19 protein-coding genes and 1 tRNA gene are annotated in these 21,545 nt (G+C 33.9%); 4 read left to right on the top strand and 16 right to left on the bottom strand.

The features are described 5' to 3' along the window. Positions 1 to 229 precede the first annotated feature (229 nt). Positions 230 to 2,494, top strand: a complete 2,265-nt coding sequence (locus QWT87_RS01110; RefSeq protein ID WP_302712820.1) for a polyribonucleotide nucleotidyltransferase — start codon at positions 230 to 232, stop codon at positions 2,492 to 2,494. Positions 2,495 to 3,162: 668 nt separating this feature from the next. Here QWT87_RS01110 and QWT87_RS01105 read toward each other — a convergent pair. The 3 genes from QWT87_RS01105 to QWT87_RS01095 all read right to left on the bottom strand — a co-directional run bounded on the left by QWT87_RS01105 (position 3,163) and on the right by QWT87_RS01095 (position 7,341). Continuing rightward, positions 3,163 to 3,888: a hypothetical protein gene (locus QWT87_RS01105; RefSeq protein ID WP_302712818.1), complete on the bottom strand. Its 726-nt coding sequence runs from the start codon at positions 3,886 to 3,888 to the stop codon at positions 3,163 to 3,165. 154 nt (positions 3,889 to 4,042) lie between these two features. Then, positions 4,043 to 5,056 carry a hypothetical protein gene (locus tag QWT87_RS01100; protein ID WP_302712816.1) on the bottom strand — a complete coding sequence of 338 codons (1,014 nt, stop codon included), beginning with the start codon at positions 5,054 to 5,056 and terminating at the stop codon, positions 4,043 to 4,045. 2 nt (positions 5,057 to 5,058) lie between these two features. Next, positions 5,059 to 7,341: an AAA family ATPase gene (locus tag QWT87_RS01095; protein ID WP_302712814.1), complete on the bottom strand. Its 2,283-nt coding sequence runs from the start codon at positions 7,339 to 7,341 to the stop codon at positions 5,059 to 5,061. A 132-nt stretch (positions 7,342 to 7,473) separates the two neighbouring features. Here QWT87_RS01095 and QWT87_RS01090 point away from each other — a divergent pair, with 132 nt between their 5' ends. Further along, positions 7,474 to 8,025, top strand: a complete 552-nt coding sequence (locus QWT87_RS01090) for a hypothetical protein (protein ID WP_302712812.1) — start codon at positions 7,474 to 7,476, stop codon at positions 8,023 to 8,025. 173 nt (positions 8,026 to 8,198) lie between these two features. On the opposite strand, the gene QWT87_RS01085 is transcribed toward QWT87_RS01090, so the two are convergent. The 3 genes from QWT87_RS01085 to QWT87_RS01075 all read right to left on the bottom strand — a co-directional run bounded on the left by QWT87_RS01085 (position 8,199) and on the right by QWT87_RS01075 (position 10,324). Beyond that, on the bottom strand, positions 8,199 to 8,951 hold the full coding sequence (locus QWT87_RS01085) for a hypothetical protein (RefSeq protein WP_302712810.1): 753 nt from the start codon (positions 8,949 to 8,951) through the stop codon (positions 8,199 to 8,201). Positions 8,952 to 9,316: 365 nt separating this feature from the next. Next, positions 9,317 to 9,721: a hypothetical protein gene (locus tag QWT87_RS01080; protein ID WP_302712808.1), complete on the bottom strand. Its 405-nt coding sequence runs from the start codon at positions 9,719 to 9,721 to the stop codon at positions 9,317 to 9,319. 30 nt (positions 9,722 to 9,751) lie between these two features. Then, a complete protein-coding gene (locus QWT87_RS01075; protein ID WP_302712806.1) occupies positions 9,752 to 10,324 on the bottom strand; it encodes a hypothetical protein in 573 nt (190 codons plus the stop codon). A gap of 496 nt (positions 10,325 to 10,820) precedes the next feature. On the opposite strand from QWT87_RS01075, the gene QWT87_RS01070 reads away from it, so the two are divergent. Continuing rightward, a complete protein-coding gene (locus QWT87_RS01070; RefSeq protein WP_076395443.1) occupies positions 10,821 to 11,255 on the top strand; it encodes a cold shock domain-containing protein in 435 nt (144 codons plus the stop codon). Between the two features lie 41 nt (positions 11,256 to 11,296). Here QWT87_RS01070 and QWT87_RS01065 read toward each other — a convergent pair whose 3' ends face one another. From QWT87_RS01065 to QWT87_RS01020, 10 genes are all read right to left on the bottom strand, one after another. Next, positions 11,297 to 12,382, bottom strand: a complete 1,086-nt coding sequence (locus tag QWT87_RS01065) for a nucleotidyltransferase domain-containing protein (RefSeq protein WP_302712803.1) — start codon at positions 12,380 to 12,382, stop codon at positions 11,297 to 11,299. 4 nt (positions 12,383 to 12,386) lie between these two features. Next, complete coding sequence (locus QWT87_RS01060; protein ID WP_302712801.1) at positions 12,387 to 13,214, bottom strand: hypothetical protein; 828 nt, start codon at positions 13,212 to 13,214, stop codon at positions 12,387 to 12,389. An 87-nt stretch (positions 13,215 to 13,301) separates the two neighbouring features. Continuing rightward, complete coding sequence (locus QWT87_RS01055; protein WP_302712799.1) at positions 13,302 to 14,012, bottom strand: hypothetical protein; 711 nt, start codon at positions 14,010 to 14,012, stop codon at positions 13,302 to 13,304. Positions 14,013 to 14,017: 5 nt separating this feature from the next. Continuing rightward, positions 14,018 to 14,779 (bottom strand): tRNA(His) guanylyltransferase Thg1 family protein, encoded by a 762-nt coding sequence (locus QWT87_RS01050; protein WP_302712797.1) that lies wholly within the window; start codon positions 14,777 to 14,779, stop codon positions 14,018 to 14,020. Beyond that, complete coding sequence (locus tag QWT87_RS01045) at positions 14,769 to 15,203, bottom strand: AAA family ATPase (RefSeq protein ID WP_302712795.1); 435 nt, start codon at positions 15,201 to 15,203, stop codon at positions 14,769 to 14,771. The genes QWT87_RS01050 and QWT87_RS01045 overlap by 11 nt, the downstream gene beginning before the upstream one ends. Positions 15,204 to 15,205: 2 nt before the next feature. Continuing rightward, the gene (locus QWT87_RS01040) at positions 15,206 to 15,937 is read right to left on the bottom strand and encodes an ATP-grasp domain-containing protein (protein WP_302712793.1); all 732 of its coding nucleotides are present in this window, start codon (positions 15,935 to 15,937) and stop codon (positions 15,206 to 15,208) included. Between the two features lie 16 nt (positions 15,938 to 15,953). Continuing rightward, on the bottom strand, positions 15,954 to 16,703 hold the full coding sequence (locus tag QWT87_RS01035; RefSeq protein ID WP_302712791.1) for a nucleotidyltransferase domain-containing protein: 750 nt from the start codon (positions 16,701 to 16,703) through the stop codon (positions 15,954 to 15,956). Positions 16,704 to 16,863: 160 nt separating this feature from the next. Beyond that, positions 16,864 to 18,615 (bottom strand): hypothetical protein, encoded by a 1,752-nt coding sequence (locus QWT87_RS01030; protein ID WP_302712789.1) that lies wholly within the window; start codon positions 18,613 to 18,615, stop codon positions 16,864 to 16,866. A gap of 301 nt (positions 18,616 to 18,916) precedes the next feature. Next, positions 18,917 to 19,025, bottom strand: a tRNA-OTHER gene (locus QWT87_RS01025). A 343-nt stretch (positions 19,026 to 19,368) separates the two neighbouring features. Beyond that, entirely contained in the window at positions 19,369 to 20,751 is a 1,383-nt protein-coding gene (locus QWT87_RS01020) for an RtcB family protein (RefSeq protein ID WP_302712787.1), read from the bottom strand. A 359-nt stretch (positions 20,752 to 21,110) separates the two neighbouring features. Here QWT87_RS01020 and QWT87_RS01015 point away from each other — a divergent pair, with 359 nt between their 5' ends. After that, positions 21,111 to 21,443, top strand: coding sequence for a HopJ type III effector protein (locus tag QWT87_RS01015; RefSeq protein ID WP_302712785.1), 333 nt, complete (start codon positions 21,111 to 21,113; stop codon positions 21,441 to 21,443). Positions 21,444 to 21,545 lie beyond the last annotated feature (102 nt).

The raw sequence follows: 21,545 nt of genomic DNA, 5'->3' as shown, positions 1-21,545 counted from the left end.
CTACAAAGATTTTCACATAAAAAGCAATCTCGGAAGAGGTTGCTTTTTTGTTTTCGTAATCAGAAGTGATTTTCGGTGCAGAATATATGGAAATTATGGGATAGATGGGTAAGATTTTACAGGCAAAAATTTAAAAAAATCATTATAATACATTATCTTTGCAAACGAAAATTTAGACGAAATATAATTAATTAAAGTACTCAATACGGAGTACAACACAAAACAATTTATGAGTGTACCTCAAGCAATTACAGAGCTGATTACTCTTGCAGACGGCAGAGAAATCACAATTGAAACAGGGAAATTAGCTAAGCAAGCTGACGGATCTGTAGTCGTAAAAATGGGCGGAACAATGCTTTTAGCAACTGTTGTAGCCAACAAAGAAGCCAATCCTGGTGTAGATTTTTTACCTTTAACAGTAGATTACAGAGAAAAATTCTATGCAGGCGGTAAAATCCCAGGAAACTTTTTCAGAAGAGAAGCAAGACCATCTGATCAGGAAATCCTTACGATGCGTTTGGTAGACAGAGTTTTGAGACCTTTGTTCCCTGAAGATTTCCATGCGGAAGTTCAGGTAATGATTTCATTAATTTCTTATGACGGACAGTCGATTCCTGATGATTTAGCAGGTTTGGCGGCGTCTGCGGCGATTGCCATTACAGATATTCCTTTCAACGGACCGATGTCTGAAGTACGAGTGGTAAGAATTGACGGTGAGCTTTCTATTAATCCTAAATTCGAAGATCTTAAGAATTCTGATCTTGATATTATGGTGGGAGCTACTAAAGATTCTATCGTAATGGTGGAAGGTGAAATGAAAGAAATCTCTGAGCAGGAAATGCTTGAAGCAATCACTTTCGCTCACGCTGAAATTAAAAAACAAGTTGAAGCTCAGGAAAGATTAGCTGAAAAAGTAGGAAAATCATTCCCGAAAAGAGAATATTCTCACGAAACTCATGACGAGGAAATCCGTGAAAAAGTTTGGAAAGAAACTTACGATAAAGTATATGAAGTAGCGAAAACTCCTTCAGGCAAAGAAGAAAGAGGAGAAAAATTCAAGGCGATCCGTGAAGAATTCCTTGCTCAGTATGCAGAAGATGCAGAAGAGCTTGAAAGAGTAACTCCTTTCGTAAAAGTATATTACCACGATGTGGAAAAAGAAGCGATGCGTCAGATGATTTTGAATGATAAAATCCGTCTTGATGGTCGTGATCCTGAAACGATTCGTCCGATCTGGAGCGAAATCGATTATTTACCGGGAGCGCACGGTTCTGCAATTTTCACAAGAGGTGAAACGCAATCTTTAACGGCTGTAACTTTAGGCTCGGTAAAAGATGCGAACATGGTAGACAGCGTAATGGCAAACTATGACGAAAGATTCTTCTTACATTATAACTTCCCGCCGTTCTCAACGGGTGAAGCCAGACCTTTGAGAGGAACTTCAAGAAGAGAGGTTGGTCACGGAAACCTTGCTCAGAGAGCTTTGGCAAATATGATCCCTGAAGAAAATCCTTATACGATCCGTATCGTTTCTGATATTTTAGAATCCAACGGTTCTTCTTCAATGGCGACAGTTTGTGCCGGAACATTGGCATTGATGGATGCGGGTATTCAGATTACAAAACCAGTTTCTGGTATTGCAATGGGGTTGGTAACTGATGTAAAATCAGGGAAATTCACGGTACTTTCTGATATCTTAGGAGACGAAGATCATTTAGGTGATATGGATTTTAAGGTAACAGGAACTGCAGACGGAATCACAGCTTGTCAGATGGATATCAAAATCCAGGGATTATCAATGGATATTATGGAGAAAGCGCTTTTACAGGCTAAAGACGGAAGAATCCATATCTTAAATAAAATTACTGAAACAATTGCTGCTCCAAGAGAAGATGTGAAACCTCACGCTCCGAAAATGGTAATGATGGAAATTCCTAAAGATTTCATCGGTGCTGTAATCGGACCTGGTGGAAAAATCATTCAGCAAATGCAGAAGGATACAGATACTGTTATTGCAATTGAAGAAATTGGAGAAATCGGAAGAATCGAAATTTCCGGTGTCAGCAGAGAAAAAATCAACGAAGCGATTGCGAAGATCAATGAGATTACTTTTGTTCCTGTAGTAGGAGAAGTTTACAAAGGTAAGGTTGTGAAAGTAATGGATTTCGGTGCTTTCGTAGCGATTGCTAAAGGTACTGAAGGTCTTCTTCATATTTCTGAGATCGAATGGGCTCGTTTAGACAAAGTTCCTTATAACGAAGGGGATGAAGTGGAAGTGAAATTTATGGGTTATGATGACCGTAAGAAAATGAAGCTTTCCAGAAAAGTTTTGTTGCCAAGACCTCCAAGACCTGAGAAGAAAGAAGGTGAACAAAGAGGACCAAGACCGGAAGGACAGAACAACAGATCTGAAAGACCAAACAGACCGGAAGGACAGAGAAGACCGGAAGGTGAAAAACCTACGGGAGATCATAATCCTTCATCTGAAGCTTAAGATTATTCTGATATTAACAGATATGAAAACCACCGGATTTCCGGTGGTTTTTTTATGGGGTTTGTCGGTGGAGATAGGGAAAATGAGGTTTCAGATTGCGTTGTGATGATATCTGAGGGGCGAAATTGAACTCCTCCGGAGTTCTGTTGCTATATGGATGGGGTTTTCTACACAGATATTGCTCCGTAGGAGCAGTTTAAGGAGGAGTTATATATTTGACTTTAAAATTTAAATTGAAGGAAAAAAGAATATTTTTTACAGTTGGAAGAATATAACTTTCAATTGATCGAACATAACTTTCAGGAGTAAGAATATTGTTTACAGTTGGAAGAATATAACTTTTAGTTGATCGAATATAACTTTCAGGAGCAAAAATATTGTTTACAGTTGAAAGAATGTAAGTTTCAGTTGATCGAATATAACTTTCAGGAACAAGAATATTGTTTACAGTTGGAAGAATATAAGTTTCAGTTGCTTTAATATAACTTTCAGGAGCAAGAATATTGTTTAGAATTGAAAGAATTTAAGTTTCAGTTGCTCCAATATAACTTTCAGCGATCAAAATATAAAAAATATCCTGACTGAATATTCGTCAGGATGTTTTTATTTTAGTTGTTAACTTTTACAAAAAGATTTTTGGTTTTAATCCTCTGTTCTTTAGAAGGATGTTATTCTGTTATCATCGAAAATTTAATTGCCGCTACATTGCTGTATTCGGGAAAGGTGGCTCCGTAAAGGCTTTTTACATATTTTTTTACGTTCTGGACGATGGGATAGAGTCCGGTTCCTTCTGCATACAGTATTCTGTTTCTTTCGATGAACTTGAGGTTAAGTTCTGCTTCGGTCTGGTCTACTGCCTGAGTGGTGGTTACCAATGATTGTTTGTAGGCATTAAGGGTTGATAGTTTCAGTTCTTCTTCCTCCGGTGTGTAGGAGGGGATGGTTTCGAGTAACTGTACAAGAATACCGAAGTTTTCAGCTTGCTGGGTGTAAGACTGTCGGGAAGAGGAAATGATTTTGGGTGCTTCTTTGCCTTCCTCCGATGTTGTGGCAGGTTTCTTTTTTGCCCCCTGTATGGTGCGGTTCAATGATTTTGCCTGATTTAAGGTTCCCTGTGATAACCCGAGAATTTCTAAACGGTTGGTAATTCGGGTACAGTTTGTTTTCAGGTTTTTGAATGCGTCCTGACGAAGAGCAATGGCATTTTTGTTGGCATTGCGTTTTTCCTCGACTTCCGTAAGTTTCGCATTGGCAGTAATGTAGAGGTTCTGGAGACTATCGATGGTAAGCTCGGGAACCGGCGGATTGTAAAAGGGATAAACGGAAATCTGCTGAATTAATTTTTGCAGGTTCGCCACATTTTTGGCGTGCCCTATTTCTGATCTTGAAGACATAAATGTTTGTGTTTTTTTAAATTCTTTCAAATTTAAAATTTATTTTGAAATGGTCATTATTTTTGGGTAAATATTTTGTAGTCAGGATATTATGTTAAATTAAGGAAGGGAGAGGGTTTTGGGGAGTGTGGATTGAAAATCTGCGCAAGTGGAATTAAAAATTTTTATAAATATCTTTTTTTAGTTTGCTAAAAGGTCTTCTATGTAATTTATCATCCTCAAAATGAACTTCAAATAATATTTTATATGCATCTTCAAAACTTATTTTATAGGTAGATTGTAATTCTTTTATGTATCTTTCGCTAAAAGCCAATTTTTTATAAATAATATCTTCTATAAGATTGCTATGACATTTTTCATAAGTATCCTTTATACCAAAAAAATCAATCGATTTTACTAGTTCTTCTTTGGTAATTGAATCACAATTGTATTCAAAATCTAAAGTTATTTTATGTCCTGCTCCATAAAGTGTACCAATGTCATTTGGAAATCCTATAAACGAAAAATGGTTATCAATTACATTTTTATAAGGATGAAAAATGTCTAACGGATTTCTACCACCTTTGAAATGTGTATTACAAATATTACAAGAAGGTATCAAATTATAAAATGAAATAGCTAACAATTTATATTTTTCTTTTGGATAAAAGTGATCGAATTCTGGAAAGACGTGTTTTTCTTTCAATTCATTATTAATATTTTTAAAAAATGTTTGATGAGAAGATGTATAATTACGATTACAATAAGGACAGCAGTCTATTCCTAATTTCTCTGACAGCCAATACCCGTTAATTATTGTTTTTTTATAATTTCTAAATGATGAGTAATTAAATATTTTTTCTAAAAGATTTACTTCGATCTTTGGTGCAAGCCAAAAATTAAAATCGAATTTTGAATATTCATCATTTTTATTCTCAAGCTTTTTGTAATCGCACGATAAAATTTTTTTTATTTCTTCTTTGGTTAGTTTAGCTTTCAGTTCTTCCAGTTCTTTTTTTATTGAAAAATTTTCAGATATATTAGTAATTGTATCATCTAATATATTTTCTTTTCTTTCAAAAATCCAATCAATCATTCCTTTAATTTTCTTTCCTGATGAATTTAGATATCCGTCACAAAAAGAAAGACAATTATCTTCGGTTAGTTTTCCAAAATTAATACTTAGCATAATTATTGTCTTTTTAATTTTTTTAGCTTTTCTTCCAACACAAGTATTTGTTCATTCCTAAATTCAAAATCATCTGAAACAAATCCGATAAACATTTCTTTTAATTTATTTTGAACTAAAGGCTCGTCGATTAGTTTAATTATTGCTTTATGATATTCTATTTCGTTATTTATGTTTTCAAATTTTGGAATTTTATCTGCAATTTCCTGATCAATGTTAAATTTTCTAATTTGATTTTCATTTCCTTTAATCTTTAACCACTCTAAGGTAATACCAATTTTTTCTTTTGCAAAATCTCCAATTAAACCATCACTAATGAAAAAACTATCAGCTAATAAATCTGTAATATTTGCACCAAAAGAGTTCTTATTTTCAAAAGGTTGTGGAACTGATAATTGTATTTTTTTACCGTTTCTTTCTCTTACTTCTGTTTTCAAAAATAAAATATTTTGTTTTGGGATATCAGATAAAATAAATGGAGAATGAGTTACAAAAAGGATGTTTATGGCTTTGATTTTTGATATGTATAATTTTTTAATTCCGCTTAAAAGATTATCTATGTACTGACGTTGCATTTCTGGATGTGCGTATAATTCTATCTCATCAAGAATTAAATTAATATATGGGTATTTGTACTCAAATTTATTATCAAAAGTAGAGTTCAAATTAATTAAATGATATAAAATTGAATTTGTTCCAAATATTTGTTGTTTTTCCCCTGAACTTAACATTGAAAATTTATTACCGACATCATTATTAAATATAAAATCAATTTCGAAAATTGATGGTGGAAGCAAATTAATAATATCTATTGAATATTTGCGTGTTCTGTTGTTAATTATTTTAGAGTAGTCAGAAAATAAAAAGCTTTTTTGCTCTTCTTTAAGACTCTGTTTATTGAAATAATTATATATCATATCATTACCTTCTATTTTATTGATAACAATAAAATTTATTGCTTGTCTTATTTTATATGCGATATGACTATTATCTGTAGATAGCTTGTTTAAAAAAGTGGTTATAGTGTTAATATTTTCGTCACGTATTTTGAATTCATTTTCAATAATTCCATAATCTGAATAAATATTATAATTGCGGATAATTTTTCTTAGCTTTCTAAAAATATAATTGATACAAGCACGATCTAATTCATTTATTGAAAATGTAGATTTATTTATTTTTTTTTGATCTGCTAAATTCGGATTTGCATTGAAAAAATCAATTAGTGACTTTATGAACTTAGTTTGAACTACAATATCTGAAAAAAGCTTATCAGTTTTTTTTTCATCATTTATTGAAATGATTAAATCAGTAATATATGCGTTGGGGGTAAGTTGCCGTAAACCGTCATTGATTAAAGTATTTGCCATTAATCTATTTTTTACTAAATTATTTTCACTATTTATGTCTATTTTCCCTTGTTCACGATAAGGATTTATAACTATAGGAGTTTGATAACCGTCATTTTTATGAAAAAGTCGTTCTATCCAATCCCCAACTTCCTTCGAATTTAAGCCATAAAGAGAGTAGTTTACAATGAGATTATAAAAAAGTTTTGAAATAGTTTTTATTTCTCCATTTGGATTTTCATTTTCCTCATTGTGTTTTAAATCTTCAAAAAGAACATTATTAAATTTGTTATCTTTAAATTCAAAGAAATCAAACTTGAAATCTTCGGTCTCATCTTTCTTTTTAATTAAGAAGTAAGCATTATTAACTTCAAAATAGATTTCTAAATACAGATTCTCTATATAGTATAAAATATTTGTATCAAAAACATACTTCCATTCTTTCAAAGATTTAATTAGTTCTTGATCATTTTCTTCTACTGCTTTATTATATATTTCGTCAAAGTAATTTATTTTTTCTTTTTTGTAAAAATCGTAATCGCTTTCATTTTTAAAAGGACTTTTGTAATCTTTTAAATTGAAATTTTGATCCAAATCTTTAGCTGCATCAGAAAAATCTATGACTTTAATAATTCCTTCGGAAATTGCAAGATTATAAAATGAAGCATAAAGTAAATCTACGATACTGCTCTTTCCACTTCCATTCTTACCGACGATTGCTGAAATATTAATTTCTATTTTTCCTTGATTATAAAGATTTTCAGGAACTATTTGTTCTAACTTTTCAATGTTGATGACATCTTTAGTCTTGTCATTATCTTCATAATGAAAAATGTAATCGTTGTAAAATTGATAAGTTTGATTTGGAATTAGGTTTTTTAAAAAATTTGTATTACAACCTTCAAGAGGTCTTATCGCAATTAATTTGAAACTCATGGCTTTTTGTTTTTATAAATATATGATTTCTCCACAAAAAAAAGATTATGGAAAACCATAACAATTAATTATTATCAACCTGATGTACATTTATTCTAAATAATTTACATAACATTGCAAAAAAAATATTCCATGAAAATTTTCAAATTTATTTCAGTTGTAACTGCAATGGTATTCTTCGGGATTACTGTCAATGCACAAAAAAAGAAACCGGCAGCAGCTTCAAAATCAGGACCTATCGAAATGCCTGCAGGCACGGAAACGCAGTCGATCCCTAATGAAGAAAAATTCACAGATATGATTATGAAAATCAATGAAGCTGTTGTTTTTAAGTATGATAATAGTTATAAAAATGCAGATGTATACATTATGAAGAATGGTAAGGAAACATTGATGTACAAGGTAAAATCCAGTGATACGGGTGTGGATAAAAAACTGAATGCGAGAGTCTATAATAAGAAAGTATACAGTGCTGACGGAAAACAACTTTTATTTACTTATGAGACGGAAACTGCTGTGAGCAGTTTAATAAAGTTCATCTTCAATTTCCCGGAAAAGAAATCTCTTATTCTTGATTTTTCAAATATATATGAACATGATGCCTACACCATGGGTAAATCAGAAACTTTTGAAAAGTATCCTGTTTTTTATTATTATTCGTTTTATACGAATGCGAAAAAATGATTTACGTCCCATAAAGTTACTGTTCCGAAAATCAGGAAATCTTCCATAGAAAGAGAAGAATTTGTATAGAATTTTATGAAGAAATGGGATATAACCAAAGCATTTTTGAGCTTGGAAGTACAGCACGGATTGTAAATCCGCGCTATCGGGTTACAAATCCGCGCTATCGAGAATTAGGAAGTTGACAATATCGTATAATCTTCTATTTCCCAATAATTATCATGCAATTTTAGTTTAAATACAGCATTTCTACCGTAATAATCTTTTTTTATATGATGGTCAACAAAAACTAATGCTCTTTTTTTAGAAGGATCAAATACAATCTCTGAAAAATATACTACTCCTATCTCACATTCATTTGTATGTTTATCATACTCTGCCAGATCCAGTACTTTTGCGGTACACAAATTAAATTGATTTGCTTTTATAGAACTTCGTGTACTTAATTTTTTAATAATATCTGTATTATTGGAAAATTCTTTTAAAAGCTCCTTCCTACTTTTTATATAATTTATAGGAGCTTCGGGATGACCTGTAATAAAATTTTTACTACCTGTAACAAAATCTGTATTTTTATTTTTAGCAGAATCAATATACAAATTGCAATATTTTTCAGGATGATTAAAAATTTCGTTGTGGGCTTTTGTCTTCTCTTCGATATATAAATCCTCATTATGAACTCTTAAACTATCAAAATATTTTTTTTTACCTAAATAATCTTCTCGAAAAAAATAAGGTATCAACTGATCTGTTAAATCATTATATAGTTTTACATTAGTATCGGTTGATTGACTTACACATTTTTTCATTTCCTCCTTACAATTCGTAAGTAATAAAGAGGATAATAAAATGATAACTATTTTAGTTTTAAAATTCATATTATTTAGGGATTTTGGGTTAATAACATCCATTGATGAAGTAGCCATACAACATCATTCTTTTTTCTCTTATACAATAATCTAAAGAAGCAACTACGATATCTTTATAAACTTTTCTTGTAAAATATCTATCAAATCTACTACTGTACAAGTAATAAAATACGGTTTTTCCCGATCTTTTATAATATAGCCTTCTTTCATTTAGTATTGTTTTAATTTTTGCTCAAAATAGGGAGACTATCAGAAACGGGATAAATTTAAAAAAAATGTTTGGGTTTGATATTGCTCAAAGTCGGGAAACTTTGCGCAGCGCGGTTTTTGAGTACAGCACGGATTTCAAATCCGCGCTATCGAAATTCTATTTTTTCACAAGATTTTCAATAAGAGGTAATAGCCACGACTTTATTTGACAGTCAGACTTTTACATAATACAGAGGTTTTCCCAGCTTATCTTCAAGATGCCTTATATAATCATCCTCTTTTAATCCAATGTTGTATTTTTCCCAAGGAGCTGTTAAAGTTTCGTTTTTTTTAAGATATATGTTTATCAATTCCAATATTGACTTCCTGTTCAATGCTTCTCCCTGATAGTTTGTAAGTCTTTCAGACTCTTCATGGTTATTGATTGTATTGTATAACATCAATAACTGATGCTTAAAGTTATTTTCTCCAAACAGAATAATCGAATTTTCCAGTGTGGTATTTAATAAATCGGGAAAACAGAAAACAGGGGTATAGACTGTATAGGGTTCTCCCCAATCGAATTTCTTTTCTTCAATCTTGCATTGGGGTACTGTGCTGTCGTCTATATAATTCATATTATTTCTGCTCTCGAAAAGTATTTTTATTTAAGAATAGATTTCAAGCGGCTTCAGGGTGATTTTATCGATATCAACGGATTCTATCTTTTCCAGGTGGATTAAAAATTCGATCCAGCTAAGGATATGCTCTTCTTTAAGGGAATAAACATTTAATTTCCAGATTCCCGCTGGTATTTCTATCAATGGCAATTCATATTTAAAGTATTCTTCTTTGGTTACATCTCTGCTTCCGTTTAAAATGTTTTTAAGGAATAATGAACTATCGATATGGGCTTCTAAATCACCTTTATGATGATGGCACATCTGGGTAAAATCCGCATGAGAAACAGCGCGGACTTCATCTCCGGATTCTACTTTTAAGTAGTTGTAAGAATCGTAAAATTCCCATCTATTGCGGTCTATTTCTTCTTTATCAAAAGTAAAATCGACTTGCTCTACTGTTTCATCAGTAGTAATAATGTGGATGATTCCCTGTTTCAATAATTCTGATAATCCATCGGGATAATCGTAATTGAATTTTTTATCCGAATAATAGTTTTTACACTTGGTGGTACTGGCAAAAATAAGTACGCCTTCTGTATTTAATCCTTCGAGAATCATGGTTTATTGTTTAAAAATTATCATGAGAACTTTAAATGGGCAGAGCTTCTGAATTTTAATATGCAGAATTTCTACGGGGTAAAGTTTTATATCCTGAGCAAATTAAGTATAATTATTATATTTCCCAAACCTGTTTTTTCACCGAACTGTAATCATTATTATATTTTTCAAGAAAGCTTTATTTAAAAACCAATCTCTAAAATAAATTGAAATTCAGCGAATTGAAATCCCAAATATTTGTTTGGTATGCTTATTTTTCGTATATTTGTTAACTTATTAAAAGAAATCTCTGTCTTTACTTTCTGTGATCGTTTAGAATATTTTATTTACTTCCGTTTCAATTTATGCCTTTTCATAGGCATTCACATTAATAAAAGTACTCAGAAACCCTTTAATAACAGGTTCGGAATTTGGTGGACAGAATCACTGAGAGGGGGAAGATCCCTGATTTTTCCGAAGCTTTAAATAACTGTAAAATAAAAATTCAATAAAATATATGGCAGATTCTTTCTCTAAAAAAGAAAATTTCAAGAAAAAACAGCAAAAACTAAAAGAAAAAGCAATGCGCCGTGAAGAGCGTAAGGAAAATAATGATAAAGGGAAAAGCCTGAACGAAATGTTCATGTATGTAGATGCGAACGGACAACTTACTTCTACGCCACCGGATCAGGCTGAAAGAGAGGAAATTGATATCAACAATATCCAGTTGGGAGCAGCTCCTATTGAGGCTGAAGAAACTGTAAAAACAGGAATTGTAACTTTTTTAAGCGAAAAAGGATATGGTTTCATTACGGAAGATAAGACTAAAGAAAATATTTTCTTCCACAACAACAACTGCATCGACCAGATTAAAAAAGGAAATAAAGTTTCTTTCGAAAAGGAAAAATCCCCGAAAGGTTTTTCTGCAATGGAGATCAGATTGGTAAAATAAATGTCAGACAATACATAAAATAAAGCTTCAGAAATGAAGCTTTATTTGTTTTTATAGAGTTCCTCGCGGATCTGAACTAAGATTTTTGTGGTTTTTTCCAGATCCGGAACATCGGGCAGGGCAGAAGCTGCATGATGTTTTTCAATGGAAGCAATAAGGTCTTCTGCTTTTTTCATGACCTGTTCGTAAGACCAGTTTCCGGATTTGATGTCTAACAGTTCTTCGCGGTTATCAACACGGATATTGAGGGAATTGTTTTTAAATATCTGTTCGCAGGACTGTAATAAACGGATGGTGTGCATCATATTTTTGCTATCGTAATTCTGTGCATGGTTCTGGTTAACGTTGTAACGGTCTTCATTTCTTTCGGAAACCCACTTCCAGTATTCACGGTAATCTTTGCAGTAGGTGGAATAGGCATCAAGGTTGCAGAAAAGATAGGCAAGGGGATGTTGTCCTTTGGGAACGGAGGAAACAGAGACCTGATTGGCTTCTTCATTCTGAATGATTCCTTTGTATCTGAAATCGCCGGATTGATCGTAAAACAGGGCAAACATTCCTTTGGTATTGTCGATGCTTACCAAACCGCATTTTTCCTGCTGTAAACCATTTTGATTTTCGGCGGAAGAGAATTCCCGCAGCCACTTTTTCAACGGAACGGAGCCCTGATCCTGCAGGATGTAGCAGAAATCGAGGATGGATTTTTTCTCTTTATCCATCGGATTGAGAATCTTTTTGTTGAGTCCTTTTGCTTTTTTGATCTGGGAAACAGCGTATCCTGCAAAAGTGTCTTTGCAGAGTCTGGAAAGGAAATCTTCGGGTTTCAGGAGATCCATCAAGGGATGTTTCTGTAAGATGCAGTCTTCCGGACTGGCGATAATTTCGAGGATATTGGGATTGTTTTTCTGCAACAGTTCGATGAGTCTCCCTATTTCGTAATAGGTGATGTCATTGGTTTCATTGGAAATCTGCGGAATATAGTTTAACCCGAAAAAGTCTTCTTTCGGTAAATAATACACGCCGCGAATGTCTGTGTCGGAATTTTCTGTTGCCAATCCGAAAGAGCGGCTTCCAGAGATGGCTTCGAAAAGGATGAGGTTTTTGTTTTTAAGGTCCTGGATGGTCATTTAATTATCCTTTAAAAAGTTTAAATATTTCATAATTTATTTTTTTTACTTTGTTTATGAAATATGTTTTACGTTTGCCTTTTGAGAAAATTACTTTTGAATAAAAACGTCCATCAATAATCATGTATTCGTCATCTTTTATAGGAATTGAAGTGAAAACACATTCAAGTTTATCATTTAATTCATTGAAACATTTATTAATAAATGATAAATCTATTTTTTCAGAAATAAATTTTTTTTCTAATAAAGAGAATGTGTTTTGTGCTTTATCCAAAAGAGATTGCAATGCGTTTGAATTTTCTGATTCGTGAAATTCGTTAAAATATTTATCAGTAATGTATTTAATAAATTCCGGATGATAGAAAGTTTTATACTCTTTAAAGTTCCTAATAGCTAAATAAATTGGATCTTGGGAATCGTCTTTTAAATTGGCACACCGAACTTTAATAGATTCAGGAATTTCAATTCCATATTTAATCTTTAAATGTTCAACATGTTTTAGAAACTCATTTTCTTCTTTGTAGGTGACTTTCACTTCACCTCTTGCGATGTTTTCAATAACACTGACGTAATGCGGATTTTGTCCTTTCTGCCATATTCCATCTCTAAAGATTATGGTGAAATATTTATACTCAGCTCTATTTTTAGCATTGAAGCTGATATCCAATGTGTCTTTTTCCTTTGGAAGATATTCGAAATCAAAAATATTACCTTCATTAAGTTTTGATATTATGTTTTGTGCGGAGATTGTATTACTAAAATCTTCTACGGGTTTTACAAAGCTTGCGAAAAAGAATGGATTTTTTTCCTTGTAGCCAACGTATCTATTCAAAGACCAAATGTATATATTTTTTATTTCAAAAATATCTCCTTCAGTACAAGTGCAGAATTGTAATTCAGTATTCGGTGTACACATAATTTAATCTAAAAAATAAGGTGAAAAATCAATTCCCTGAAAACAGCCTACCATAGGTAAAACGTTATCGCCGTTCATCGTAACTTCATATTCATTGCAAGAAAGCTGTGACACTTTCTGATACCAGCTTTTCTGGTGTTCTTTCTGAATGTTGTCTAATTTAATTAAACAATGCAGTCCGCCGTTTGTTTTAATGAACGTAAGACAATCAGAATTAAGACAATCGGCAATATCTAGTTTAAATTTCTCAATGGCTTGTTGATGGTTTTCTATACAGAAATCAATATCAAGATCAAAGAATATCTTTCGTGAAGTGGTGGTCTGAATGAGGTTTAAAGCCAACGTATGGGGATTGATAGCGTTATCTTTCCGGATGAGTTTTTCCGAAATTTCTTTCATTAAAAACAATGAAGCATTGTGAAGATCGCGCGGGTTGGGAGTGATATAAATGGCGAGGTTATCCTGAGAAACTTCGGTATTTCCGGATTCGTACAAGCCTGCCGGAATTTCGAGCTGCCTAATTTTATGAAGCAGTCTTTCTTTGGTTGAGGTAAATCTTTTTAACTGTGCTTTATCTGCTTTCAGTCCTGTTTCGGGGTTGTATTTTTTTCTTGCGAGAAGGGCAACATAATATTGTTCATTGGGCAGTAGTTCCGGAAGCCAGTCTATGAATTGCTGTAATTTTTCTTCGTTGTGTATGATTTTGTAGTTCATTTGCTTTAAAATTCTTTAAAAATCTCCCTCAAAAATACTCTATAATCCTCTCTTATTGGTAGTTTTTTTTCAATAAATAGCTCATTTCTTACACAATCCACCGTTTCCTGTGTTACAGGATTGTAGCCTTGTTGGATCACTTCTCTGTTAAAAATTCCGACGCCGCGTTTTTGCCAGGACGGAAGATCGTTGTAATTGATTCCGTACTGAAAAAGCAGTTCATTTTTATCGGATTGTGACATTCTTTCAATTCTTTCGGTGGTTTGTTTTGCGTTGAATCCTTTGTTTCTCAACGTCCAGTAACAATAGGCTGAAAGGGAATTTCTGTGGGAATCTTCCTGTCTCCAGCAAAAATAATCCGCGATCATTTCACGATTCGGAATGGAAATCGTTCTGCAGTCGAAAACACAGATTTCCTGAAACTGCAGGCTGAAAAAAGCACTCGCTTCTCCCGCGAGAACAGAATTGATCTTCCTTACTTTTCTGCTGAAAGTCTGGTCGTCTTTATGGATCAGCAGTGAAATTTCATCACTCTGCGTGTAACCGTACAACACTCTAAACCCGATGGTAAAAAGATGTTTCGTCGTATCGATCATTGCCTGACTGAATTTCAGGTCGAAAGGTTTTTCCAGCGACAGTTTTTCTTTGGTAAGTTTGGTAAATCCTCTTCCGTCGAGTCTCACGATCATAAAGTTTTCCGGAAGGATATACTGTTCCGAAAGGCTTTCATTTTTCCGCATGACCGCTTCAATTTCTTCAAATTTCATAATCGCTGATTTCAAATTTGTTCTCCCTTATTTTGACATGGAATATTTTGTCAAAACCTTCTTCAATCGAGGGCTTTTCGAGATCTTTGTATTTTGCTTTTATTCCGATCTCGCTGATGGAGTCTTTTCTGTATTTATTCCGTTCCATACAATCCTGAATGTTGCTTTCAAAATAATATGCAATAATTTCATATTTGTTCTGTCGGGCAAGTTCAATGTATTTTCTTCTGCTTTCTTTAGTAACATTCGTGTTATCAATCACCATTTTGGACTGTGTTTCAAAACAGTACTGAAGCAGTTTTCCTTCTTTGTTTCGGGTATTCAGCAAATCCATGCTGATCCTGATGTGCGAATTGAAAAAAAGCTCCTTGTAGAAGGAACTTTTTCCGCTTGTGGGAATCCCGATGAATATGATGATCTGCATTTTTAATTCTTTATACAGCTTTTCACAATCACCTCCAAAGCTTTTTCCGCATCACAATTATACAACCCCGAACACCAAGCCGGATTGGCTTCAATTAAAGCCCAGCCTTTTCCTTTGATGATCCCGAAATCCAGAACAATCGCTTTGGGAAGCGTTTCGCCATACTGCTGAATGAAATTTTTGAAAAAATCAAAAAGCTCTTTCTGCTCGTTTTCAGAAAGCGGATTGGTATCAAAAATGTCATTTCTCCAATAAGAAGAATACGTTATTATTTGATTATTTAAGACAAAACATCTTACTTCCAGTTCCCATTCTACGACTTCGGAAGTGAAAACCCTGTTTTCCAGATCCAGCGTATCAAAACCTTTGATGTTGGTGACTTTATCAAAAACTCCCGCTTTAAAACTTTTAAAATCCGAACATTTGATGAAAATATTTTCTTCATGCACGAAATCTTTCAGCTTTCCGTAAGAGATTTTTCTTTTGGTAAATTCCTCCGAAACTTTTGAAAGCCAGTCGTCATCAGGTTTTGTCAACGTAAGACTGCATTGTTCCGCCACAATTTCAGCATAAATATCTTCACCATACACCGCAATCACGTCTGCACGAAATTCTTCGGGAACATTCCATTTTGCATTAAACCGGCTCAACTCATAGGGTGAATTGAGGGATGCTTTTTTCAGATTGTTGCTGTCTTCCGTGTACATGGGAGAGAGCGCGATGAGGTTTTTCATGGCATTATTTTTATTTCTAATGTATTAATATTTCTCTAAAAACCTTCTCCATTTCGTTTTTATCCGAATTTCCTCCTTTCAGGCTCTTTGCTCTTACTTCATTATTCAGTATGGTTTTCTCTAAAAATCCGAAGAGTTCCCAGTCATTCGGATGATGGTAAGATTCTCCTTTGGTGGCTTTTAAAGCGATTAAATTTTCTATTTTCGTTCGTGTAAAATCATCTACTAAGACCAGCAATTCACTAAACAAAACAGGCGGAATTGTACCTTTTTCCAATATCCATTTTCCGGTTAATGTGGTTCGTAAGCAGTAAAAGTAAGATTTAAGTTTTACCTCATCAAGTCTGCATGCTTCGAGATATTTTTTGCTCATGCTTGAATAGTGATAAAATACGGCTATCGGAGAAAAACATTTGTCCGCCATAGGTTTAAACAGGTCGTAAAATTTTTCATTTTTCACATAAACGACAGGAGAGTAGAACCAGCTCAGCAAAGCCGCGTTTGACTTCAACAATAAATGGAACGTTTTTCTTAGATCCCATCCGGAACCGTCCAGATCGTCTTCTGTCATAAATTCTATCGTTTCGTCTTTATCCCACGGCGAAAGATACCAGTCTTTTTCGTGTCGGTATATGAAGCGTATATCGTAATCGCTGTCCGGAGAAGCAAATCCCCACGCGCGGCTTCCGGATTCTACGGCAAGAAGTATTTCTACACCACGCTTTGCTTCGACTTCTTTTAGTTTTTCTATTATTTTTGGTGTCATTGTTTTTTAATTTGATACAAAATAAAAAACATCCTGCGCAATCTTTTTACGCAGGATCATTTTATGTGAAAAATGATATTAAAGGACTAAAATTTAGCTAAAAAAATGTCATCCTGAGAAATTTTAAAAACTCAAAATGACAATTAAAATGGATTTATTATCATTTAAAAATCTTCGTAAAGCTATCTTTTTCCAGATTCTCCAAAGAAAAATCAAAGTCGATATTTTCTTTATCATAAACGATTTCAGCTCCTAATTCCTGAATCAAAAGATTGAAGGATATCGGTTCGTACCATTGCTGATACAATGCGTTCGTCGCCATTACGGAAATTTCTGTACTTCCTGAAACATGGGCATGTCCTGCTCCGAAATTCAGCAGTACGAAACACTGTCTTCCGTCTTTTGGCAGCAATATTCCCAAAACGGTCTGCTTTTGTACGGATTGACATTTTGCTTCCGCAAAAAGATGGTTCGGACTCATCATATAATCGTAAGAAACAGCATCGCCTTTTCCGATAACAATTTTATATCCGCAGTCGCTGTTTCCGTTGAAAACGTTGTTCATTACCAGAGTCGGAGCCATTAAACCTCTGTTTGCGTAAAGATATTCTACAGCACCGTTTGGCGCGGAAGTGATATCTCCCGAATACATCAACTGACCAGAATTTTGGTTGTAAGCTGTATTCCATCCGATTTTTCCGGCAATATTTAATCCCGAAAGGTCCAAATCATAAGCTCCCCATGCATTTTCCCAGTAAATTCCTACCGCTAATCTTTCACCGAAGAATCTTGTTCCGGTTGGTATATTTCCCACAAACATTTTTTCGGAAGTCGGTAACGCAAATTCTACGTCTTCAGGGAAATAGAATTTTTTTCCTTCAAAACGATATTTTGATTTTAAATAGCTTAAAATAAAATCGTAGTTCAGTTCATTCACGGAAGTTCCGATTGATTTTTTCGTCCACGATTTTCCGTTCCGTATTCTGTACACAAAAGTATCCTGACCGTACATTCTTGAATAACAAGCCGATAGAGCTTTAAACAAAGCAAACGGAGTGGCATTTTCCAGCCAGTGCAAATCACTGTTTTCCAGTGACATATTGGTTGCGTTATTCAATGGATTCGAAATTAATGGTTTGTGATAAACCTTTGACAGCTTCGAAATTTTATTAATCACTTTTGGTGCTCTGTTTTTATAGGCTAGAAATAAAGGCTTGAAACGATTGAAAATTTCCGCCATTTTTTCCAGTCCGAAACTTTCAAAAAGATAAGTCGGATTGAATTTGCTTTGCTTAATATCATTAATCAAATCATTGTTTTTAATTAATAATGTTTCTTTTGTGGTTTTGTAGATTACATAGCGTAAAAATTCAACATTATTTTCAGGATAAACATCGTAACGGTCGGCAATTTTTATGATGGCTTCTTTGTTTCTGATATTTTCTTTTCCTGTAAAATTATATTCCAGTTCGTCGTGCAGAATGGACAGTAAATCATCAATTGTTTCTTCTTTCAGAGCGATTCCTGATCTTAGAATAGCAAGACATTTTTCCTGAAGTTCTTCTTCGGAACAGGCTTTAATGACTTTAAAATTAAGCTTCAGATCCGGGATATTCAACACTTCATCAGGAATGTACACTTCACCCTGAAATCTACTTCCGTAGGTGGAAAAATAATGAAATAACTGTTCCATCAACAGTTCGAATCTTGTACTTTCTTTAATCTTCTGCCAAGATTTATGGAAGGTTTTGTTGAGATCGTTTCCGTTCAGCTTTTCTTTAGCGTAGTAAGAAATAATTTCTTTTTTTGCCCAGATTGCATGAGGTTCGATGATGAAACCATCCTGAGAAATAAATACTTCAGCATCCGATTCTTTTGCCAGTACAGCGTTGAATAATTTTAATGTTTTCATTGTTTTTAGTTTAAAAAAATAAGTGAGGAGTAAGATTCATTAAAAGTGAAGTGTTATAGGAACTCCTTTTACCTATAGTTTTTAAAAGGCGGGGAGTAATTTTCCAAATAATTTATAGGAACTCCCTTTGCCTTAAAGTTTTTTAAAAAGGCGGACACTCCGGCAAGCTCAGTGCGACATTTTTAGCTAAAATATTCAGCATTAAATTTTATCGGAGATAAAATCCTTGCGCCTTAAAATTGTAGTTGTTAAAATAAATTGCGCCTTTGTGTATATCTAACAATTTTTTTTCATTTTTTTGAGGAACAGGCAGGACTCGAACCTGCGACCCACAACTGGAATACATAGGAACTTTCTTTGCCATAAGCGAAAAGTACTCTTGTTGCTCTAACCATCTGAGCTACTGTTCCTACCTTATGATTAAAGGTTTTCATTAAACCCTACAGGCTTTTACACCTGCAAGGTTCGGTTATTAGTTTTCTTTTTGTTAACCCATTGTTCTTAATCTGTTTTACGGATAATTTTGAACTCTTAACTTCCAATAATCTGACTTCGGAAAGTGAAGCGTTAAGAAAATTTAAAATTAATCCGTTAAAAAATTCCCATTGTTTGAAGCGCGACTGCACTTTTAAACCGAAGAACTTATCTTGAATTCGCGCAAGTTTTTGGAATTTTAGGATTAAGTTTTAATTTTTAGCGGAAGTTTCCAGGTCTTGAACTTTTTGTTTCTTTTGTTTCAAGACAAAAGAAATTCTATGCTTTTCTAAACTTCTTCTTTTTCTTCCACGGTGCATTTTTCTGAACATCACCCGCCATAATACATCCATAAGGCATCACTTCATCCAGAACTTCACACAATCCGTATTCTTCAATCTGCGCTCTCACATTTTTTGCACTTTTATAAGCAGTTGGAAGTTCGGAAATGTCAATTTCATTCGTGAAGAAACGGATATCTAATCCTTTGGTTTCTTCTTCAAAAACTTCTTCGATGGTTTTATGCGCCAACGATTTTTTATGCTGACTTCTGCTGAAATTTCTTCCCGCTCCGTGAGGTGCAAAACCCAGATTTCTTTCGTTCGTAGTTCCTTTTACAATCAAAACAGGTTCTGCCATATTCAGCGGAATCAGTCTCGGTCCTGTAATATCCGGCATAAATTTATCATCCAAAGGCGTTGCACCTTTTGCGTGGTAGAATAAATCTCCATCTTTGAATACAAAATTATGCTCGTTCCAGTATCGGTCTTCTTTCTCGATTCCCAATTTATTCAAAGCGGCATCATGAATGGAAATATGATTTTCTTTCGTCCATTTTCTGATTAACTGTAAGGCTTCCCAATATTGTTTTCCTTCTTCCGTTTCATAAGGGATCCATGCGTTTTCTCTTAAGGTTTCAGGAGAAATTTCCATTCTGAACTGGTTCGCAACCTTCATTCCTTTATCATATAAAGCTGCGCCCGGAGCTCTTGAACCGTGGTGTGTTACCAACATCGTGTTTCCTGTATTTTTGGAAATTCCGACAAACAGGAAATGGTTTCCGTCGCCCTGCGTTCCCATATGAGAACGTGCAATACTTATTAATTTTTCGTCATTCAGGAAATCGTTTTCTCTGAAAGCATCCATTAATTCCTGAGACATTGGCATCTGTTCTCCTCTCGGTCTTCCACCGTAACCGAAATGCGTGATGGAATGGGCTGCATCTAACACTTCTTTAGGATCTGCTTTTCCAAAATCCGTCAGCATAACAGAACAGCAGATATCTGCGCTATGGAATCCCGGGTGAATCGCATTTTTTGCCACAACCACACCGCCAACAGGAATATGACCTGCAGGACCTGTAGGACAGGCATCCGGCATAATGGCTCCGTTTTCCAGAGTCGGTGTTTTCATCAGGACTTTCATCGTGTTGATTACTTTTTCCACGTTATCATTTTCACTTTCGTGTTCTGCTCTGATGTTGATCGCAAAATCTTTTGCCGTTTCATGAAGCGGAATCAGTTCGGGCTGTTTAAACTGTTCCAGATATTCTTTTATCTGAGTTTCGTCTAAATTATTTTCGTTGATGAATTCAATCGCTTCTTTAAACCATTTCGCTGGTCTGTATCCTAATTCGATTAAATGATTTCCGTTAAATTCCATGTGTTCTCTCATTTTGATGATGCAAAGTAAAAACTAAAGTATGCAATCTTTTTGCGCAGATAAAATTATTTTAATTATTTTTGAGGAATTAACCACAAAAGGCACAAAAGTTTGTTTACACATTAGTCTCATTAGTTTTAAGTTAAATGATTGAGAATATTTTAGAGCACATCAGATTTAAAAATCAAAGATTTTTGTGAAGAACAAATAAAGCTCTAAAGTGGATACTGAATCATTTCAAAAAATAGTGTCCTTAAAGAACGAGAAATGGTTTTTTAAAACTTTTCTACACAGATATTGCTCCGATCGAGCGGATTTCTGTTTTAAAATTGAATTAATTATAAATAAAAAATTAAGATATGTTGTTTGAACAATTAGAAAAATCGGCAGAGGAAATTCAGTTTAAGGATGTAATTTCTTTTATTGATGAACATTACTATTTTACCCCGACAAAATTTACGAACGGAAATACAGTAAATGAAGCCAATCAGAATAACGGTTCCTGTAAGATTTTTAGTTTTGCGAAATTAAATGATTTATCTAAAGAAGAAACGCTGAATCTTTTCGGAGAATTTTACAGGGAAGACGTTCTTAAAAATCCTGAAGGAACAGATCATCAGAATATCAGAAACTTTATAGAATCCGGCTGGGAAGGAATTTCTTTTGAAGGAAACGCTTTAAGTAGAAAGTAAACTGTCATTGCGAACAGACCGGAGGTCTGCGAACGCAGTTCAGAAATAACGAAGAAATCTTGAACAATTTGGAAGAGATTGATTGAGTGCTTCCTTGGTAAG

The sequence above is a fragment of the Chryseobacterium urinae genome (assembly GCF_030518295.1).
GTDB classification, from domain to species: domain Bacteria; phylum Bacteroidota; class Bacteroidia; order Flavobacteriales; family Weeksellaceae; genus Chryseobacterium; species Chryseobacterium mucoviscidosis.
Note: the sequence above shows the minus strand (reverse complement) of the source record. Positions and strands in the feature narration are given on the sequence as shown.